The organism is Marinobacter sp. DS40M6 (assembly GCF_028581595.1).
GTDB lineage: Bacteria > Pseudomonadota > Gammaproteobacteria > Pseudomonadales > Oleiphilaceae > Marinobacter > Marinobacter salarius.
In genome coordinates this window covers 731113-747796 of record NZ_JAFCAE010000002.1, presented here as the reverse complement: position 1 = coordinate 747796, position 16684 = coordinate 731113, and the positions used below count along the sequence as shown (strand labels likewise).

15 protein-coding genes are annotated in these 16684 nt (G+C 58.5%); 10 read left to right on the top strand and 5 right to left on the bottom strand.

The annotated features are described in order from the left end of the window. Positions 1-162 precede the first annotated feature (162 nt). The 5 genes from secA (at position 163) to ribA (ending at position 6489) form a co-directional block, all read left to right on the top strand. Positions 163-2913, top strand: coding sequence for a preprotein translocase subunit SecA (gene secA / locus JJO78_RS07405; protein ID WP_075194902.1), 2751 nt, complete (start codon positions 163-165; stop codon positions 2911-2913). Between the two features lie 127 nt (positions 2914-3040). Next, positions 3041-4258: a bifunctional glutamate N-acetyltransferase/amino-acid acetyltransferase ArgJ gene (gene argJ, locus JJO78_RS07400; protein ID WP_127400797.1), complete on the top strand. Its 1218-nt coding sequence runs from the start codon at positions 3041-3043 to the stop codon at positions 4256-4258. Between the two features lie 2 nt (positions 4259-4260). Further along, positions 4261-5226, top strand: coding sequence for a Nudix family hydrolase (locus JJO78_RS07395; RefSeq protein WP_127400798.1), 966 nt, complete (start codon positions 4261-4263; stop codon positions 5224-5226). A 76-nt stretch (positions 5227-5302) separates the two neighbouring features. Continuing rightward, a complete protein-coding gene (moaC, locus tag JJO78_RS07390) occupies positions 5303-5791 on the top strand; it encodes a cyclic pyranopterin monophosphate synthase MoaC (protein WP_007154565.1) in 489 nt (162 codons plus the stop codon). Between the two features lie 83 nt (positions 5792-5874). Further along, complete coding sequence (ribA, locus tag JJO78_RS07385) at positions 5875-6489, top strand: GTP cyclohydrolase II (protein WP_007154564.1); 615 nt, start codon at positions 5875-5877, stop codon at positions 6487-6489. A gap of 18 nt (positions 6490-6507) precedes the next feature. On the opposite strand, the gene dxs is transcribed toward ribA, so the two are convergent. The 4 genes from dxs to JJO78_RS07365 form a co-directional block, all read right to left on the bottom strand. Further along, on the bottom strand, positions 6508-8442 hold the full coding sequence (dxs, locus tag JJO78_RS07380; protein WP_075194906.1) for a 1-deoxy-D-xylulose-5-phosphate synthase: 1935 nt from the start codon (positions 8440-8442) through the stop codon (positions 6508-6510). A gap of 137 nt (positions 8443-8579) precedes the next feature. Further along, positions 8580-9479: a polyprenyl synthetase family protein gene (locus tag JJO78_RS07375; RefSeq protein WP_075194907.1), complete on the bottom strand. Its 900-nt coding sequence runs from the start codon at positions 9477-9479 to the stop codon at positions 8580-8582. Continuing rightward, positions 9479-9733: an exodeoxyribonuclease VII small subunit gene (locus JJO78_RS07370; protein WP_036203780.1), complete on the bottom strand. Its 255-nt coding sequence runs from the start codon at positions 9731-9733 to the stop codon at positions 9479-9481. The genes JJO78_RS07375 and JJO78_RS07370 overlap by 1 nt, the downstream gene beginning before the upstream one ends. 48 nt (positions 9734-9781) lie before the next feature. Further along, positions 9782-10567, bottom strand: a complete 786-nt coding sequence (locus JJO78_RS07365) for an NRDE family protein (protein ID WP_075194908.1) — start codon at positions 10565-10567, stop codon at positions 9782-9784. Between the two features lie 86 nt (positions 10568-10653). Between JJO78_RS07365 and JJO78_RS07360 the strand changes: the two genes are divergently transcribed. The 4 genes from JJO78_RS07360 (at position 10654) to JJO78_RS07345 (ending at position 14045) form a co-directional block, all read left to right on the top strand. Further along, a complete protein-coding gene (locus JJO78_RS07360) occupies positions 10654-11448 on the top strand; it encodes a sulfite exporter TauE/SafE family protein (RefSeq protein ID WP_075194909.1) in 795 nt (264 codons plus the stop codon). Between the two features lie 15 nt (positions 11449-11463). Then, complete coding sequence (gene lgt, locus JJO78_RS07355; RefSeq protein ID WP_036203787.1) at positions 11464-12252, top strand: prolipoprotein diacylglyceryl transferase; 789 nt, start codon at positions 11464-11466, stop codon at positions 12250-12252. After that, a complete protein-coding gene (locus tag JJO78_RS07350; RefSeq protein ID WP_075194910.1) occupies positions 12249-13088 on the top strand; it encodes a thymidylate synthase in 840 nt (279 codons plus the stop codon). Before lgt ends, JJO78_RS07350 begins: the two co-directional genes overlap by 4 nt. 441 nt (positions 13089-13529) lie before the next feature. Further along, positions 13530-14045 carry a dihydrofolate reductase gene (locus JJO78_RS07345; RefSeq protein ID WP_036203793.1) on the top strand — a complete coding sequence of 172 codons (516 nt, stop codon included), beginning with the start codon at positions 13530-13532 and terminating at the stop codon, positions 14043-14045. A gap of 17 nt (positions 14046-14062) precedes the next feature. Here the strand turns inward: JJO78_RS07345 and JJO78_RS07340 are convergent, their stop codons facing one another. Further along, a complete protein-coding gene (locus tag JJO78_RS07340) occupies positions 14063-15577 on the bottom strand; it encodes a DEAD/DEAH box helicase (protein WP_036205678.1) in 1515 nt (504 codons plus the stop codon). Between the two features lie 198 nt (positions 15578-15775). On the opposite strand from JJO78_RS07340, the gene JJO78_RS07335 reads away from it, so the two are divergent. Then, positions 15776-16564, top strand: a complete 789-nt coding sequence (locus JJO78_RS07335; RefSeq protein ID WP_075194911.1) for an acyl-CoA thioesterase — start codon at positions 15776-15778, stop codon at positions 16562-16564. Positions 16565-16684: the final 120 nt, after the last annotated feature.

The following is a 16684-nucleotide window of genomic DNA, read 5'->3' as shown; positions in this document are numbered from 1 at the left end:
CGCCTGTGAGGGCGCCTGATCTCTTCCCGTTGTCCCCGTCCGGCACTCTTTTTTCAATCTTTTCAGCGTTGTGACAGGCTTCTGTGAGGCCTGACTTTTGTACTGCTGCGAAATAAGGTTAGAATGCCGGCTTCCTCCGTTTAATCAAAGAAGCAGTGGTCTATGTTCACAAAGCTTGCAACCAAGATGTTCGGCAGTAAGAACGCCAGAGAAATCAAGCGAATGCGCAAAACCGTATCGCGTATTAATGAGCTTGAAGAGCAGTATGGCAATTTGTCCGACACCGAGTTGCAAGGCAAAACTGCGGAGTTTCGCCGTCGCTATGACGAAGGTGAAAGCCTTGACGCATTGCTTCCCGAAGCGTTTGCCACCACCCGTGAGGCAAGTCGTCGAGTCATGGGGATGCGCCACTACGACGTGCAGATGATCGGCGGTATCACGCTTCACGAAGGCCGTATTTCCGAGATGAAAACCGGCGAAGGTAAAACGCTGGTAGCGACGCTGGCCGTGTATCTGAATGCTCTGACTGGCAAGGGCGTGCATCTGGTCACTGTGAACGACTACCTGGCTCGCCGCGATGCCGAATGGATGGGGAAGCTGTATCGCTTCCTGGGGCTACAGGTAGGTGTTGTCGTAGCCGGCCAGCCGCCTGAAGAGAAGCGGGCTGCCTATCAGGCGGATATTACCTACGGCACGAACAACGAGTTCGGCTTTGACTATCTTCGCGACAACATGGCCTTCAGCACGGAAGACAAGGTGCAGCGCGGCCTCCACTTTGCCATCGTGGACGAAGTGGACTCGATCCTGATTGACGAAGCCCGTACCCCGCTGATCATCTCGGGCGCGGCGGAGGACAGTTCAAAACTTTACCTGGCGATCAACGAGCTTGTGCCAAGCCTTGAGATGGGTGAAGTCAGTGAAGAGGGTGAGCCCAGTGGCGATTTCACCATCGATGAGAAGTCCCGTCAGGTGGAATTGACCGAAACCGGCCATGAAAAAGTGGAAGAGCTGTTGTTGGAAAGGGGCTTGCTGAAGGAAGGTGAGAGCCTGTACTCCGCAGCCAACCTTAGCCTGTTGCATCACGTCCACTCGGCCCTCCGAGCTCATCATCTGTTCCAGAAGGACGTGGATTACATTGTCCAGGGCGATCAGGTGGTGATCGTTGACGAGCACACAGGTCGTACCATGCCGGGCCGTCGCTGGAGTGAAGGTCTGCACCAGTCGATTGAAGCCAAGGAAGGTGTTCGCATTCAGGCAGAGAGTCAGACCCTGGCATCCACCACTTTCCAGAATTATTTCCGTCTTTACGACAAGCTCGCCGGCATGACCGGTACCGCGGACACCGAGGCATTTGAATTTCGCCAGATCTACGGTCTGGACGTGGTTGTTATTCCGCCCAACAAGCCCATCCTGCGAATCGATTACAACGATCTGATTTACCTGACTCAGGAAGAGAAGTTCCACGCCATCATTGATGAGATCAAGGACGTGACGGCTGAGGGACGACCAATCCTGGTGGGCACGGCCTCAATTGAGGCCTCTGAGCTTCTGTCCATGCTGCTCAAGAAGGCGCGGATTGACCACAAGATCCTGAACGCCAAACAGCATGAGAGTGAGGCCCAGATCATTGCCCAGGCCGGTCGCCCGGGTGCAGTCACCATTGCCACCAACATGGCCGGCCGTGGTACGGATATTGTGCTGGGTGGTAACTGGGAATTTGAAGTGGCGGGTATGGAAAGCCCCACCGAAGAGGAAATTGCCCGCACCAAGGCCGAATGGACCGAGCGCCACAACCAGGTGCTTGAGGCTGGTGGTCTGCACATCATTGGTACCGAGCGTCACGAATCCCGCCGTATCGACAATCAGCTTCGAGGCCGTGCCGGTCGTCAGGGCGATCCTGGTTCATCACGGTTCTTCCTGTCGCTGGAAGATAACCTGATGCGGATATTCGCGCCGGATCGGGTGAAGAGCCTGATGCAGGCCATGGGGATGAAAAAAGGCGAGGCCATCGAGCATCGAATGGTCACCAACGCCATTGAAAAATCCCAGCGCAAGGTGGAAGGCCGCAACTTCGATATGCGGAAAACCCTGCTGGAATACGATGATGTTGCCAACGACCAGCGTACGGTGATCTATGATCAGCGTAACGAGGTCATGTCCTCGGAAGACGTTTCCGAGATGATTAAAACCATTCGCGAGGATGTGGTGGACTCTCTGGTCAGTGAGTTCATCCCGCCGCAGAGCATGCCGGAGCAATGGGATGTTGCCGGCCTGGAGAGCCAGCTGCAATCGGAGATGGCCATCAATCTGCCTGTTCAGAAATGGCTGGACGAGGACAGCAAGCTCTACGAAGAGAATCTGCGTCAGCGTATTCTGGAAGAGATTGTCGCGGCCTACGACGCCAAAGAGGAACTGGCGGGCTCCGAGCCCATGCGCAAGTTCGAGAAGCAGGTGTTCCTGCAAGTGCTCGACACGCTCTGGAAAGAGCATCTATCAAACATGGATCACCTGCGCCGTGGAATCCACCTGCGTGGTTATGCCCAGAAGAACCCCAAGCAGGAGTACAAGCGCGAGGCCTTTAACCTGTTTGAAAGCATGCTGGAAACCATGAAGCGTGATGTGGTCCGGGTGTTGTCTCATGTCCGTGTTCAGAGCCGTGAAGAAATGGAAGAGGTGGAACGCCGCCGCAAGGAAGAGCTGGAGCGGGAGCTTGCCCAGGCGCGACTGCGCCACGATGAAACCAGCGCCACCGCACAGCACAGGCAGGATGACAGCGCAGATGGAGCTGCTACCCAGCAGCCTCAGGGAACGCCGGAGACCTTTGTGCGACAGGACCGAAAGGTAGGGCGAAACGAGCCTTGTCCATGCGGGTCTGGCAAGAAGTACAAGCAGTGTTGTGGAAAGGTAAACTGATTTCCGCCGCTGAGTGAGCGAACTAAGGCCCGCACCCTGATCGACAGGTTGCGGGTTTTTCGTTTGGTAACCGGTGTTCCGGCCGGATCGCCGGGTAGAAGCCGATCATGACGAAAGGAGAGTGAAAATGGCAGTTGGTCCAGGAACCTTGCCGACGTTTTTCCCGGTGGCCGGTGTCAGGCTGGGTATCGGCACTGCCGGTATCAAGAAACCCGGCAAGAAGGATCTGGTGGTTATAGAGTTGGCGCCGGGTAGCCGAGTGGCCGGTATTTTCACCCGTAATCAGTTTTGCGCGGCCCCTGTTCACGTCACGCGAAGCCATCTGGCAAGCGATGCACCGCGCTACCTGCTGATCAACACCGGCAATGCCAATGCCGGCACCGGCGAACAAGGCATGAAGGATGCCCAGGCCTGTTGTCAGGCTTTGGCGGATCACGCCGGTGTCCCCGCTGGTAGCGTGCTGCCGTTTTCGACAGGGGTTATCGGGGAGCCACTGCCGGTTGGTAAAATTGTCAGCGCGTTGCCGCAAGCACTGGCGGATGTCTCGGAGTCCCACTGGGCTGAAGCAGCGTCTGGGATCATGACCACCGACACTCGTCCCAAGGGTGCCTCGCGCCAGATTGATCTGGATGGCCAAGCGGTATCCATATCCGGTATCAGTAAGGGGGCGGGCATGATCCGCCCCAACATGGCTACCATGCTGGGCTTTATTGCCACCGATGCGAATATCGCGCCCGATGTGTTGGCGAGCCTTGCGTCAGAATTAGGAGAGGCGTCGTTCAATCGGATTACCATCGACGGTGACACGTCCACCAACGATGCCTGCATGCTCATTGCCAGCGGTCAGTCCGGCGGCCCTGAAATCGCGGCCGATAGCCCGTCCCTGCCAAAGCTCAGGGAAGCGCTGCGCGAGGTGTTCCTCGAGCTGGCGCACGCGATTGTTCGCGACGGCGAAGGTGCCACCAAGTTTGTCACCATTGATGTGAGCCGCGCGACATCGGTACAGGAGGCGCTGGACGTTGCCTATACGGTCGCTCACTCACCGCTGGTCAAAACCGCACTGTTTGCATCCGATCCCAACTGGGGGCGGATACTGGCTGCCGTGGGGCGTGCTGGTGTCGCCGGTCTGGACCTGAACGCCCTCGAGATCTGGCTGGGAGATGTGTGCCTGGTTCGCAATGGCGGCCGTGCTGCGGATTACAGCGAGTCCCGCGGGCAGGCCGTGATGGACGGTGAGGAAATTACCATCCACATTGATCTCGGGCGGGGGAATGTCAGTGAACGGGTGTGGACCTGCGACTTTTCCCATGACTACGTCACCATCAATGCTGAGTATCGCACCTGATTATGACGCCAGTTCGGGAAATACACGTTGCGGTGGGTGTTGTCTTTCGTGATGGGAAGGTATTGATCGCCCGTCGGCCGGACCATGTTCATCAGGGTGGTTTGCTTGAGTTTCCGGGTGGCAAGGTTGAGGCCGGTGAAACGGTCCAACAGGCCCTGGTCAGGGAGATTTGGGAAGAGACCGGGTTGCGGATAAATCCGAACCTGCTTGAGCCGGTGATTGGAGTTCGCCACGATTATGGGGACAAGCGGGTGTTTCTTGATGTCTGGGAAACCTCTTCCTCTGAAGGCGATCCCGAGGGCCGTGAAGGGCAAGCGATACAATGGCTCGATGTCCTGGACCTGGCGGATGTTGATTTCCCCGCTGCAAACCGTCCGATTATCCGCGCCCTGAAGCTGCCTTGTCGCTATGCCATTACCGGTTCTGCTGGCGATCCCTCGGCATTCCCTGAACAACTTCGTCAGCGCTTGCTCGAAACGCGCCCACAGATGTGCCTGTTCAGGGCACCGGGACTAAGCGATGAGGTCTACGAGCGGTTGGCGGGCTGGTCACTGGAGGCGTGTCGCGCCAGCGATTCGCTGTTGATGCTTCACGGTGCCCCGCCGCTGCTTGAGTGCCTGCCCCAGGCCACCGGTTTGCACCTGCCGTGGCGGGAGGCCCGGCAGTTTTCCTCCCGGCCGATACCCGAGGGCTACCTGCTGGCAATCTCCTGTCACGATGAAGAGGAAATTGCCCATGCAGAACAGCTCCAGGCAGACTTCATTACCCTGGGACCGGTAAAGCCTACCTCTTCCCATCCTGGCGCGCCGGGAATTGGGTGGGAGCGTTTCCAGGAGCTGGTTGCAGGCGCCGCGATTCCTGTTTATGCCCTTGGCGGGCTTGTCCCTGATGATATCCTCGCAGCACGGCAGGCTGGCGCTCAGGGCATTGCGGGTATTGGTTTCTGGTGGTCAGGGAACGGATACTGATCCCGCCTCCAGTTCTGTACGCTCTGGTATGATAGATCCGTGAAGGCCGCTTTTATCAACGATTTTGGGAGACACCGTGAGCAAACTGACGCATCTTGACGATACTGGCGCCGCGCGCATGGTAGACGTTACGTCCAAGGCTGTTACCGAGCGTGAGGCCAGGGCCGAGGCGCTGATTCGGATGGCGCCGGACACCCTGGCAATGATTGTGGAAGGGCAGCATCCCAAGGGAGATGTGCTGGCGGTGGCGCGGGTTGCCGGTATCATGGCGGCCAAGAAAACCCACGAGCTGATTCCGCTTTGCCACGCGCTGAACCTGACCTCGGTAAAGGTAGAGCTGACGCCGGGCAAGGACGGCGCTTCGATTCACATAGCCACTCGCTGCAAGCTCTCCGGCCAGACCGGTGTTGAGATGGAGGCTCTGACGGCCGCCAGCGTGGCGGCACTGACCCTCTACGATATGTGCAAGGCTGTTGATCGCGGGATGGTCGTGGACAATGTCCGCCTGTTGGAGAAGAAGGGTGGGCGTAGTGGCCACTGGTCTGCTTCTGACTCCGGTTCGTAGGATCCATCATACAGAGATTACGCCAGGGCGCTGGCCTCGTGATAGAATGCGCCGCTCGATTGACTGAACCACGAGGAAACACTGTGGCTGTTCGTTACATCCAGACTTGCCGGCTGCCAACCCCTTTCGGCGTTTTCGACATGCACGGCTTTGAAGAGCCGGACACCGGAAAGGAGCACGTGGCGCTTACGCTGGGTGACCTCAACAGTCCGGAGCCGATGCTGGCGCGGACCCACTCCGAGTGCCTGACCGGTGATGCCCTGTACAGCATGCGCTGTGACTGTGGTTATCAGTTGGAAGAAGCCTTGCGCAGTATTGCCCGCGAAGGTCGGGGCATTCTTATGTACCTGCGCCAGGAAGGCCGGGGTATTGGGCTGCTGAACAAGATTCGTGCCTACAACCTGCAGGATCAGGGTGCGGATACGGTGGAAGCCAACGAACAACTCGGCTTTGCGGCTGACTTGCGGGACTACAGCATGTGCCGGGATATGTTGGCGCACCTGGGCATTCGTAGCCTGAGGCTGATGACCAATAACCCCCGTAAGGTAGATGCTTTGACCGATCTGGGTATAGAAATAGCGGAGCGCGTCCCTCTGCACGTGGGGCGCAACCCCCACAATGAGCATTACCTCAATACCAAGCAGAGCAAGCTCGGACACTGGTTCGAGACCCACCAGGACGACGATCCCGCCGTCTGATGTGATCTCTTCGCGTGTTTATTGAACCGCCTTTAGCGACTGGTTGTACTTCATTCGCTCCAGGCGGGTTTCAATAGTGTGCCTGATACCTTCGGCATCCAGTCCACAGGAAGACAGCAACTCGCCGTGCTTACCGTGATCTATGAAGGTGTCTGGCAGGCCGATCTGAAGCACCGGCTGGCTGACATCCCGGCTGTTCAGGAATTCCGTCACCGCGCTGCCCGCTCCGCCGGCAATGGCGTTCTCTTCAATCGTAACCAGTAGGTCATGCTTTTCCGCCAATGCCAGGATGAGCTCTTCATCCAACGGTTTTACAAAGCGCATGTCGGCGACAGTGGCGCCCAGAGACTTGGCAGCCTCCAGTGCAGGCGTAAGCAGGGTGCCGAAGTTGAGTATGGCAACCCCTGAGCCTTCTTTCACAAGCTGGCCTTTGCCGATCGGTAGGGGAGCCAGTTCGCGGACCATCTCTGCACCCGGGCCTGTGCCCCGCGGGTAGCGCACTGCCGCCGGCCCCTCAAAAAGCATACCTGTGTGCAGCAGTTGCCGGGTTTCGTTTTCGTCAGAGGGAGTCATCACGATCATGTTCGGGACACAGCGCAAATAGCTGATGTCAAACGCGCCTGCGTGAGTGGGGCCGTCTTCGCCGACCAGCCCGGCGCGGTCAATCGCGAACAGGACGTCCAGGTTCTGTATGGCCACGTCATGGATCAGCTGATCGTAGGCGCGCTGCAGGAACGTCGAATAGATCGCCACCACTGGTTTGGCGCCATCACAGGCAAGGCCCGCCGCCAGGGTGACGGAATGCTGTTCGGCAATGGCGACGTCGAAATACCGGTCCGGGAAGCGTTGGGAGAACGCCAGAAGATCGGAGCCTTCACACATGGCGGGGGTGATACCCACAATGCGGTCGTCGGCTTCTGCGGCGTCGCAGAGCCATTGGCCAAACACGTTGGCGTATTTCAGCTTCGACGGCTTCGGAGCAACCGGTTCTGGCTTGCTGGGCGGCACCGGTTCGATCTTGTTGATGGCATGGTAGCCGATTGGATCGGCTTCGGCCGGGGCGAAACCCTTGCCCTTGGTGGTGACCACGTGGAGGAATTGCGGTCCGTCCAGTTCGCGGATGTTCTCCAGAGTCTCCAGCAGCAGAGGCAGGTCGTGGCCGTCGATGGGGCCGATGTAGTTGAACCCCAGCTCTTCAAACAGAGTGCCCGGCGAAATCATGCCCTTGAAGTGTTCCTCGGTCTTGCGGGCCAGCGCCATCAACTGTGGCGTGCCCTGAAGCACCCGTTTTCCGCTGTCGCGGACCTGATTGTAGGTCCGGCTTGCCAACAGCTTGGCAAAATAGTTCGACAACCCGCCCACATTGCGGGAAATAGACATGTCATTGTCGTTGAGAATCACCAGCATGTTGGCGTCCAGATGCCCGGCGTGGTTCAGGGCTTCGAACGCCATTCCGGCCGTCATGGCACCATCCCCGATGACGGCAATGCTCTTGCGACCAGTGCCCTGCATGCGAGAGGCGATGGCCATACCCAGGGCAGCGCTGATGGAAGTGCTGGAGTGACCAACGCCGAAGGTATCGTATTCGCTCTCCGCCCGTTTCGGGAAGCCGGCCAGGCCATCCTTTCGACGGATGCTGTTCATGCGTTCCCGGCGCCCGGTCAGGATTTTGTGGGGATAGGCCTGGTGGCCGACGTCCCAGACCAGGCGGTCTTCCGGGGTATTGAAGACGTAATGCAGGGCAACGGTCAGTTCCAGGACACCCAGGCCGGCGCCGAAGTGGCCGCCTGTTTGTCCCACCGACCATAGCAGGAATGCACGTAGCTCCCTGGCGAGCTGGGTCAGTTGCTCTGCTGCCAGTTCGCGCAGTTGCCCGGGAGTGTCAATCCTGTCCAGCAGCGGCGTGTTGGGCCGTTGGGACGGGATTTCCTTAAAAGTATATGTATCCTGCATCTGCTCGGGTCTTTTCCGGGTGATTCAAAATGTGGGTTCTATTATAGGGGATGAAGGCACCCGGTTTCATACTGATTGGGCCAGCCGGGCCCCTCCAGTCCTTCATAAGTCAGTGTGCATGCCTGAGCCGTTGATGATCAATGGGTGCGTGCCACTACGTAACCGGCCATGTCCCGGAGCAGGTCGCCTTCCTCGCCAAACATCTCGATGCTGGCCAGTGCCGACTCAAGCAGCTGTGACAGGTAGTTTCGGGCGCCGGCAGCGCCCATCAGCGAGGGATAGGTTGGCTTGGATCGGGCCAGATCCGAGCCCTGGGGTTTGCCGATCACAGTCGTATCGCCCTCGATATCCAGCAAGTCATCCTGCACCTGGAAGGCGAGGCCGAGGGTTTGCGAATAAACCGTGAGGGCCGCCAACTGGTCTTTGTTCACCTCGGTTGCGGTGAGGGCACCCATCCGGACACTGGCCGCAATGAGTGCACCGGTTTTGTGGCGGTGCATATTTTCCAGCTGCTCAACGGTCAGCTGCTTGCCCACGGACTCAAGGTCTATCGCCTGTCCACCTGCCATGCCCTGGTGGCCGCTGGCGGTCGCCAATTCACGTATCATTGCAAGGCGCACCTGATCATCCAGTCCCGGTGCTTCGGCCAGCCAGCCGAACGCAAGGGTCTGCAGCGCATCGCCTGCCAATATGGCGGTGGCTTCGTCAAAGGCGATGTGTGCGGTGGGGCGGCCCCGGCGCAGGTCATCGTTGTCCATGGCGGGCAGGTCATCGTGAATCAGCGAGTAGGCATGGATCAGTTCCAGCGAACAGGCGGGAACGATCGCACTTTCCTGAGGCTGGCCAAGCGCCGTGGCTGCCGCCAGGCAAAGCGCCGGCCGGATGCGCTTGCCACCGCCCAGAACACCGTATCGCATGGCCTGTTGCAGGCGTTCAGAGCCGTGGCCGGATGCACAAAGCTGGCGCTCAAGTTCGGCGTCAATCTGATTGCGGCATTGCTCCAGGAAAGCCGCCAGGCGGGTGTTCGGAGTTGACATCAGGCAGGTTCGTCCGGGCTAAAAGGGCGTGTTTCCAGTGTGCCATCGCTGTTTTCCACCAGTTGTTCTACCCGCTGTTCCGCCGTCTTGAGCGCTTGCTGGCACTCGCGAGTCAGCTTTACGCCGCGCTCGAATGCAGTAAGAGACTGCTCCAGGGAGAGTTCGCCCTGCTCCAGGTCATGGACCAGTTTTTCCAGCTCATCCAGGGATTTTTCGAAGTCGGCGATGGACGCCGCGCTTTTCTCACCGGCCATAAAGGGCCTCCGGTTGCTTCGCGGAATTTGGCGGATTATACCAAAGCTTCAGGCCGACCGCTGCCAGCAGAAATGCCTTGTGCCTTCCTTTTTTCCCTCCGGTCCCCAGCACTGTTCCGTTACCCGGACTTCACCGACGGCGCTGACCGTGACCACTGTCGTGGCGCGGGTACCGTAGTCACTGCCGATAATGAACGGCGAAGACAGAAAGCGCTCGGTGTCCTTGCCAATACCGGTATCCGGTAGTTCATGGTCGGGCGCCGGCGTGGTGTCCTGCAGGCGTTCGATAAGATCGTGATGGAGGTCATCAGTGCGGTCCGCCGACGCGCCTTCAAGCAAATCGGTCACCGAGTTTCTCAATCTCAGCAGTTTTGGCCATGGGGTCTGCAGAAGGTGGTTGCTCAAGCCGTAGGTGCCGCGATGAACATGGCGCCCGGGGTGAGCGTCACGGTTGCTGTAGTACCATCCCGAGTGGCCACTCAGCCTGACCAGATTGAATCCCGAGTAATCGCTTTTTCGTGTCTGCAGCCGGGCTGCGAGCGTATCACTGTTGTCTGCCAGCGCCATCAGTGGCAGTTCGCCACGGGAGTGGGCGCCGGTCACCTGCGAGCCTTCCCGCACATTGGTCACGGCGGCAACAGCTCCATCCTCATCGACTGCGAGCCAGGTGCCCCCTGACTGCAAATCACGTCCCGCCAGAACATCGCGCCCGGCGGTTTCGCTGTGCCACCAGTCCATGGCCGCCGTGGGCCGGCGAAAGAACTCATCACGATTTGCTGCCACGACCAATGGAAAGGCAGGATGCTGTTTTACGCTAAAAACAATCAGGCACATGGTGGCGGGCTCATCAGTCGCGAGTGAACAAAAGGGATTCGGTGTGTATCATACCAGCCTGATTTGCTGTCTGCGTGTGGCTGAGTATGACCCTTTTTGCTGTTGTTGGCCTGTACCTTGTGCTGGGCGCCCTGGCGGGCACCATGGCCGGCCTGTTTGGCATTGGTGGCGGGCTGGTTATTGTTCCGGTGCTTATTTTCAGTTTTGACCTGCAGGGTGTGAGTAGCGACATTGCGGCGCACCTTGCCGTGGGCACCTCTTTGGCCACTATTGTCTTCACTTCCATCAGTTCAATACGGTCCCACCACCTCCACGGCGCCGTCCGCTGGGAGATATTCCGCCCCATGACGGCGGGCATTGTGCTCGGTGCGGTGTTGGGTGCCTGGACCGCATCCATGCTCAGTGGTGAGGTCCTGGAGCTGGTCATTGGTGTGTTTGTCATTCTGGTGGCTTTGAAAATGCTTTTCGGTGCCAACCCCAAACCTGGCCGCGATGTGCCCGGTTCCGTCGGGCTGGGCGGTGCCGGGGCCGGTATTGGCTGGGCATCCGCTATTTTTGGTATTGGCGGGGGGACGCTGACTGTTCCGTTCCTGAGCTGGTGCAACGTGCGGATGCAGCAAGCGGTAGGCACCTCCGCTGCCTGTGGATTGCCCATCGCTGTGGCCGGTGCGCTGGCAAACATTGGCACCGGATGGCAGAACCCAGATCTGCCGGAGCTCAGTGTCGGGTTTATCTATCTGCCTGCGTTTGTGGGTATCGTTCTGACCAGTGTGTTGTTCGCCCGGGTTGGAGCCAACCTGGCTCATCGCCTGGACGCAGTCCTGTTGAAAAAAATCTTCGCCATCTTCCTGATTGTCGTAGGTATCCGTTTTCTGTTCTGACCTGAGGGGTTATTGATGCTCCAGCATCCGCAAATCGATCCGGTGGCCATTGCCATCGGGCCTTTGAAAATACACTGGTATGGCTTGACCTACCTGGTCGGATTTCTTGTGGGCTGGTGGCTGGGCCGCCTTCGCGCCCGCAAGCCCTGGTCGCCCATTACCGAAGTGCAGATGGGGGACATGCTGTTCTACATTGCCCTTGGCGTGATATTGGGCGGCCGCTTTGGCTATGTGATCTTCTACAATTTCAGTGCCTTCGCGGCTGACCCGTTGATGTTGCTACGCGTGTGGGAAGGGGGAATGTCCTTCCACGGTGGCCTGCTTGGTGTGATCTTCGCCATGTGGTGGTTCGGTCGCAAGGTGGATCGCACCTTCTGGCAGATTGCGGATTTCGTTGCACCACTGGTGCCGGTTGGCCTGGGTGCTGGTCGCATCGGCAACTTCATCAACGGCGAACTCTGGGGCAAACCCACGGATGTTGCCTGGGGTATGGTCTTCCGTACCGCGCCGGACAGTCTGGCCCGGCACCCGTCCCAGCTTTACCAGTTCGCCCTGGAGGGCGTCCTGCTGTTCATCGTACTGTGGTGGTTTTCGTCCAAACCGAGACCTCGCATGGCGGTCTCAGGCCTGTTCCTGGCGTGTTACGGCATCTTCCGCTTCCTGGTGGAGTTTGTTCGCCAGCCCGACCCCCAGCTGGGTTACCTGGCCTTCGACTGGCTGACCATGGGGCAGGTGTTGTCGTTCCCGATGATCCTGGCGGGCGCCGTTCTGATCGTTATTGCTTACCGGAGAAACGCTGAATGAAAGCCTATCTCGACCTGATGAAAGACGTGGTGAACAACGGTATGGACCGCGGTGACCGCACCGGCGTCGGCACCCGCTCGGTCTTCGGCCGCCAGATTCGCTTTGACCTGCAGGACGGCTTCCCGCTGGTGACCACCAAGAAAGTCCACCTGCGCAGCATTATCCAGGAGCTGTTGTGGTTCCTGCAGGGGTCCACCGACAACAACTGGCTGAAAGAGCGCAACGTTTCTATCTGGAATGAATGGGCCCTGGAGAGCGGAGACCTCGGTCCTATTTACGGCAAGCAGTGGCGAAGCTGGCACTGCCCGGATGGCAGCACCGTCGACCAGATCAGCGAAGTGATTGACCAGATTCGCAACAAGCCCAATTCACGCCGGTTGATTGTCTCGGCGTGGAACCCGGCTGAGCTCCCGGATGAATCCATTGGCCCCCAGGACAACGTCCGCAAGGGTCGCATGGCCTTGGCTCCGTGCCACTGCCTGTTCCAATTCTACGTCGCCGACGGCAAGCTCTCCTGTCAGCTCTATCAGCGCAGTGCGGATCTGTTCCTGGGGGTGCCGTTCAATATTGCCTCGTATGCGTTGCTGACTCACATGATTGCCCAGCAGTGCGATCTGGGTGTGGGGGAGTTCGTCCATACCTTTGGCGATTGTCACCTGTACCAGAACCACCTGACCGACGACATCGTGTTCGAGCAGTTGAAGCGGGAGCCACGGGCGTTGCCCCAACTGGTGATCAAGCGGAAGCCTTCATCGATCTTCGAGTACGAGCTGGAGGATTTCGAGTTTGACGGGTATGAGCCGCATCCTGGGATTAAGGCACCCATTGCTATTTGATCTCTAGCTGGGCCTGGCCCTTTTATTTTGGTGCCTGCAGAACAGCGTGTGGGGACTTTCGAAAAACGCCTCGAGACGTCCGTGTGCGGCTTGGTCTCCGCCATCCATGGCTCCGCACATTTTCGAAAGTCCCCACACGCTGCCCTGCGACCGAATAGCAGAGTTCGATTATCTGAAAGGGTTGGTCAGGTTGAGTGTTCGCGATGATTCGAGATTTGCTACTGCTCTGCATTGAAGTAATTGTGGATCGACCATCTGTATGGCCGAATCGCAATAGGGCGGGATAATCTGTCCAAAAATGTGCGGAGCCATGGATGGCGGAGCCCAAGCCGCGCATGGATGCCTTGAGGCGTTTTTTGGACAGATTATCTCGCCCTATTGCAGCCCCTAAGTCCCGAGGGCCCGGGATCCGGAGCTCCCAATCAAGAGGATAAACAAACAATGAGAAAAGCTCTAATAGTAGCCATGTCCCGCAACCGGGTCATCGGCCGTAACAACAAGCTGCCGTGGTACTTGCCGGGCGATCTCAGGTACTTCAAACAGGCCACCATGGGAAAACCCATCATCATGGGCCGGAAAACCTGGGATTCCATTGGTAGACCCTTGCCCGGGCGAATGAACGTGGTGATTTCACGGAATCCGGAATGGGAGGCACCCGCCGGAACGGTTGCGGCAGAATCATTGGAAGACGCATTGGTCAAAGCCGAAGCACAGGCCGAGATTGAAGGCGGAGATGAAGTCATGATCATCGGCGGTGGGCAGATCTACGCGGAAGCGCTGCCGATGGTGGATCGGATCTACGTCACCCAGGTGCACGCCGAGGTGGAGGGAGACGCATTCTTTCCGGAAGTAAACTGGGATGAGTGGGAAGAGCTCGGACGGGAGGATTTCTCCGCGTCCGATAATAATCCTTACGACTACAGCTTCGTCGTCTACCAGCGCCCAAGTCAGCCTTGAGCGCCTAAGTCAGCAGATCAGCCCTGACGGGGTGGGCGTTTACCAGAAGGCTTGCCACCCTTGCCGGGAGGCTTGCCCTTCGGGCCTGGGCCACCGCGGCCCTTGGGGCCCTTCTTGAATCCTGGCTTGAACCCGCCTGGCTTACCGCCTGGACGGCCACCTTTGCGGTCACGACGTGGCGGTGCGGTGGCAGAAACCACCGGCAGTGCTTCCGGCTGTTCCAAGGGCAGTGAGCCCGGCTGGGATGCCTCCAGATAGCAAGCCAGCGCACCAGCAACCATCGCAATGTCCATGTCGTTGCGTTCGGCAATTTCATCGAGCAACGCCATCGCCTTGCCCAGCTTGCCATCCTCGGCAAAGCCCAGAAGCTGTGACTCAAACTGCTCTTCGCGCATCTTCTTCAGAGCGTTGGGCGAGGGCAGCTCATAGGATTCCATCGGCGAATTGGTGGCGCGCTCAAGCGTGCGCAGCCAGCTGCGTTCACGAGGCGTGACCAGCAGAATCGCCTTGCCCTCACGACCGGCACGGCCGGTGCGGCCAACCCGGTGAATGTAGGCTTCGGTGTCGTAAGGCACGTCGTAGTTGATTACGTGAGTAATGCGGGGGACATCAAGGCCGCGGGCCGCAACATCGGTTGCCACGATGATGTCTTTCTTGCCGCGCTTGAGGTCTTCCACTGTCTGCTCGCGCTGACGCTGGTTCAGGTCACCGTTCAGCGGTGCTACGGCATGGCCGCGTGCGGATAGTTTCTCAGCCAGCAACGTGGTTTCCGCTTTCGTCCGCACAAAAATAATGGCGGCGTCGAGCGGTTCCACTTCCAGGATGCGGGTCAGGGCATCCAGTTTGCGTTCGGCATAGACCGGCAGCACAAACTGCGAAATGCGTTCAACCGTGCGGGTCTCGCTCTCGATTTTCACTTCCGTGGCGTCGCGCAGATAGGTCTGGGCGACCTTCTTGATCTGCGGCGGCATGGTCGCGGAGAACAATGCGCGTTGGCAGTTGTCCGGGGTCTTTGCCAGGATCGCTTCCACGTCGTCGATGAAGCCCATGCGCAGCATTTCGTCGGCTTCGTCCAGTACCAGCGCCTTGAGGCTGTCCAGCTTCAGTGTGCCCTTGCGGAGGTGATCCAGCATTCGGCCAGGGGTGCCCACGATCACCTGGGCACCGCGGCGCAGGCCCTTGATCTGAGGGAAAAAGTCCTGGCCGCCATAGATAGGCAGAACGTGGAAGTTGCGGAACTTGCTGGCATAGGTGGTAAACGCTTCGGCCACCTGGATGGCCAGTTCCCGCGTGGGTGCCAGAACCAGGATCTGTGGTTCCATAACAGACGCGTCTATCCGGCTCAGCAACGGCAACGCAAAGGCGGCGGTTTTACCGGTACCCGTTTGGGCAACGCCCAGTAAGTGCTTACCAGCCAACAGCGCAGGGATCGTCTGGGCCTGTATGGGAGAGGGCTTTTCATAGCCAACGGCGGCAACTGCTTCGAGGACAGCGGGATCCAGGCCGAGGTCGGCAAAAGACAATTCAGACATTAATTTACTCAGAATTCGGAGGGTAGGGCATTGCAATGCAATGCGTGTTATGGCGGGGATTATAACTGGTTTGTTGTGTCTTTAACACGGCTAATGCTGTTAGTGCAGTAGGTAGTTGCCGGCGATGACGGTTGCGTTGCGGGTGGATCTTCGGCAATCTCCGGGTTGTTTCGAATAGGATGCTAACGAGGCGGGTGCATGAATTTTGATGAATTGATGAAGAGTGGGGCCAACGGTAAAGATCTGGTTGTCCCTTCAAGCTGGGGCCAAGGGCGTGCCTCTTTTGGTGGGGTGGTTGCAGCCCTGGTATTTGACCGAATGGCCAGTGTTGTCGCACCCGGCCGCCCCATGCGTTCAATGCAGGTGTCCTTTGTGGGCCCAGTAACGCCGGATGAGCCGGCGACAGTCGAGGCTGAAATTCTGCGGGAAGGCAAGGCCGTCAGTCAGGTTTTGGGCCGCATTGTCCAGGGCGGAGAGCCGAAGTTGGTGGCGCTGGCGAGTTTTGGAAGCGACCGGGAGTCTGACGTTTCGGTGGATGCCGCACCAGCGCCCGAGGCGAAGCCAGTGGAGCAGTGCCACGGCCTGGATTTCATTGAAGGTGTTACACCGGAGTTCATTCAGCACATTGAGATGCGCTGGGCGTTTGGCAATCTTCCGTTCAGTGGTAAAGGTGGTCGGGAGCTTGGTGGCTGGATGCAGTTCCGGCAAACGCCTGAAACCTTTTCAGATGCCCACATTGTCGCGCTTGTTGATGCATGGCCGCCTGCTGTTTTGCCGTATGTGAAGCAGCGGGTGAAAACGAGCTCCTTAAGCTGGGCCCTTGACATTGTGCACCCCAGGCCAGTACTGGAGCCAGGGGACTGGCTATTATATAAGGCGGAGATTGATAAGGCTGACGCGGGATACGGTCATACCCAGGCTGGTATCTGGACGGCTAGTGGAGAGCTTGTGGCGCTGAGCCGGCAAACGGTAACGGTGTTTGGGTAGAAGGGACACTCTATTGTTGATGAGGGAGCTGCCATACTTGACTCACTCGCTACCTTGATTTAGCCATCGGTGCTGATCCAAAGGACAGAGTACTTCGGGATGCCTCCGAGTTTGTGAAGG

Bases quoted from the DNA above. Each gene is read 5' to 3' on its own strand.
- secA (WP_075194902.1), top strand. From the start codon at position 163: ATGTTCACAAAGCTTGCAACCAAGATGTTCGGCAGTAAGAACGCCAGA.
- argJ (WP_127400797.1), top strand. From the start codon at position 3,041: ATGGCAGTTGGTCCAGGAACCTTGCCGACGTTTTTCCCGGTGGCCGGT.
- JJO78_RS07395 (WP_127400798.1), top strand. From the start codon at position 4,261: ATGACGCCAGTTCGGGAAATACACGTTGCGGTGGGTGTTGTCTTTCGT.
- dxs (WP_075194906.1), bottom strand. From the start codon at position 8,442: ATGCAGGATACATATACTTTTAAGGAAATCCCGTCCCAACGGCCCAAC.
- JJO78_RS07375 (WP_075194907.1), bottom strand. From the start codon at position 9,479: ATGTCAACTCCGAACACCCGCCTGGCGGCTTTCCTGGAGCAATGCCGC.
- JJO78_RS07370 (WP_036203780.1), bottom strand. From the start codon at position 9,733: ATGGCCGGTGAGAAAAGCGCGGCGTCCATCGCCGACTTCGAAAAATCC.
- JJO78_RS07365 (WP_075194908.1), bottom strand. From the start codon at position 10,567: ATGTGCCTGATTGTTTTTAGCGTAAAACAGCATCCTGCCTTTCCATTG.
- JJO78_RS07360 (WP_075194909.1), top strand. From the start codon at position 10,654: ATGACCCTTTTTGCTGTTGTTGGCCTGTACCTTGTGCTGGGCGCCCTG.
- lgt (WP_036203787.1), top strand. From the start codon at position 11,464: ATGCTCCAGCATCCGCAAATCGATCCGGTGGCCATTGCCATCGGGCCT.
- JJO78_RS07350 (WP_075194910.1), top strand. From the start codon at position 12,249: ATGAAAGCCTATCTCGACCTGATGAAAGACGTGGTGAACAACGGTATG.
- JJO78_RS07345 (WP_036203793.1), top strand. From the start codon at position 13,530: ATGAGAAAAGCTCTAATAGTAGCCATGTCCCGCAACCGGGTCATCGGC.
- JJO78_RS07340 (WP_036205678.1), bottom strand. From the start codon at position 15,577: ATGTCTGAATTGTCTTTTGCCGACCTCGGCCTGGATCCCGCTGTCCTC.
- JJO78_RS07335 (WP_075194911.1), top strand. From the start codon at position 15,776: ATGAATTTTGATGAATTGATGAAGAGTGGGGCCAACGGTAAAGATCTG.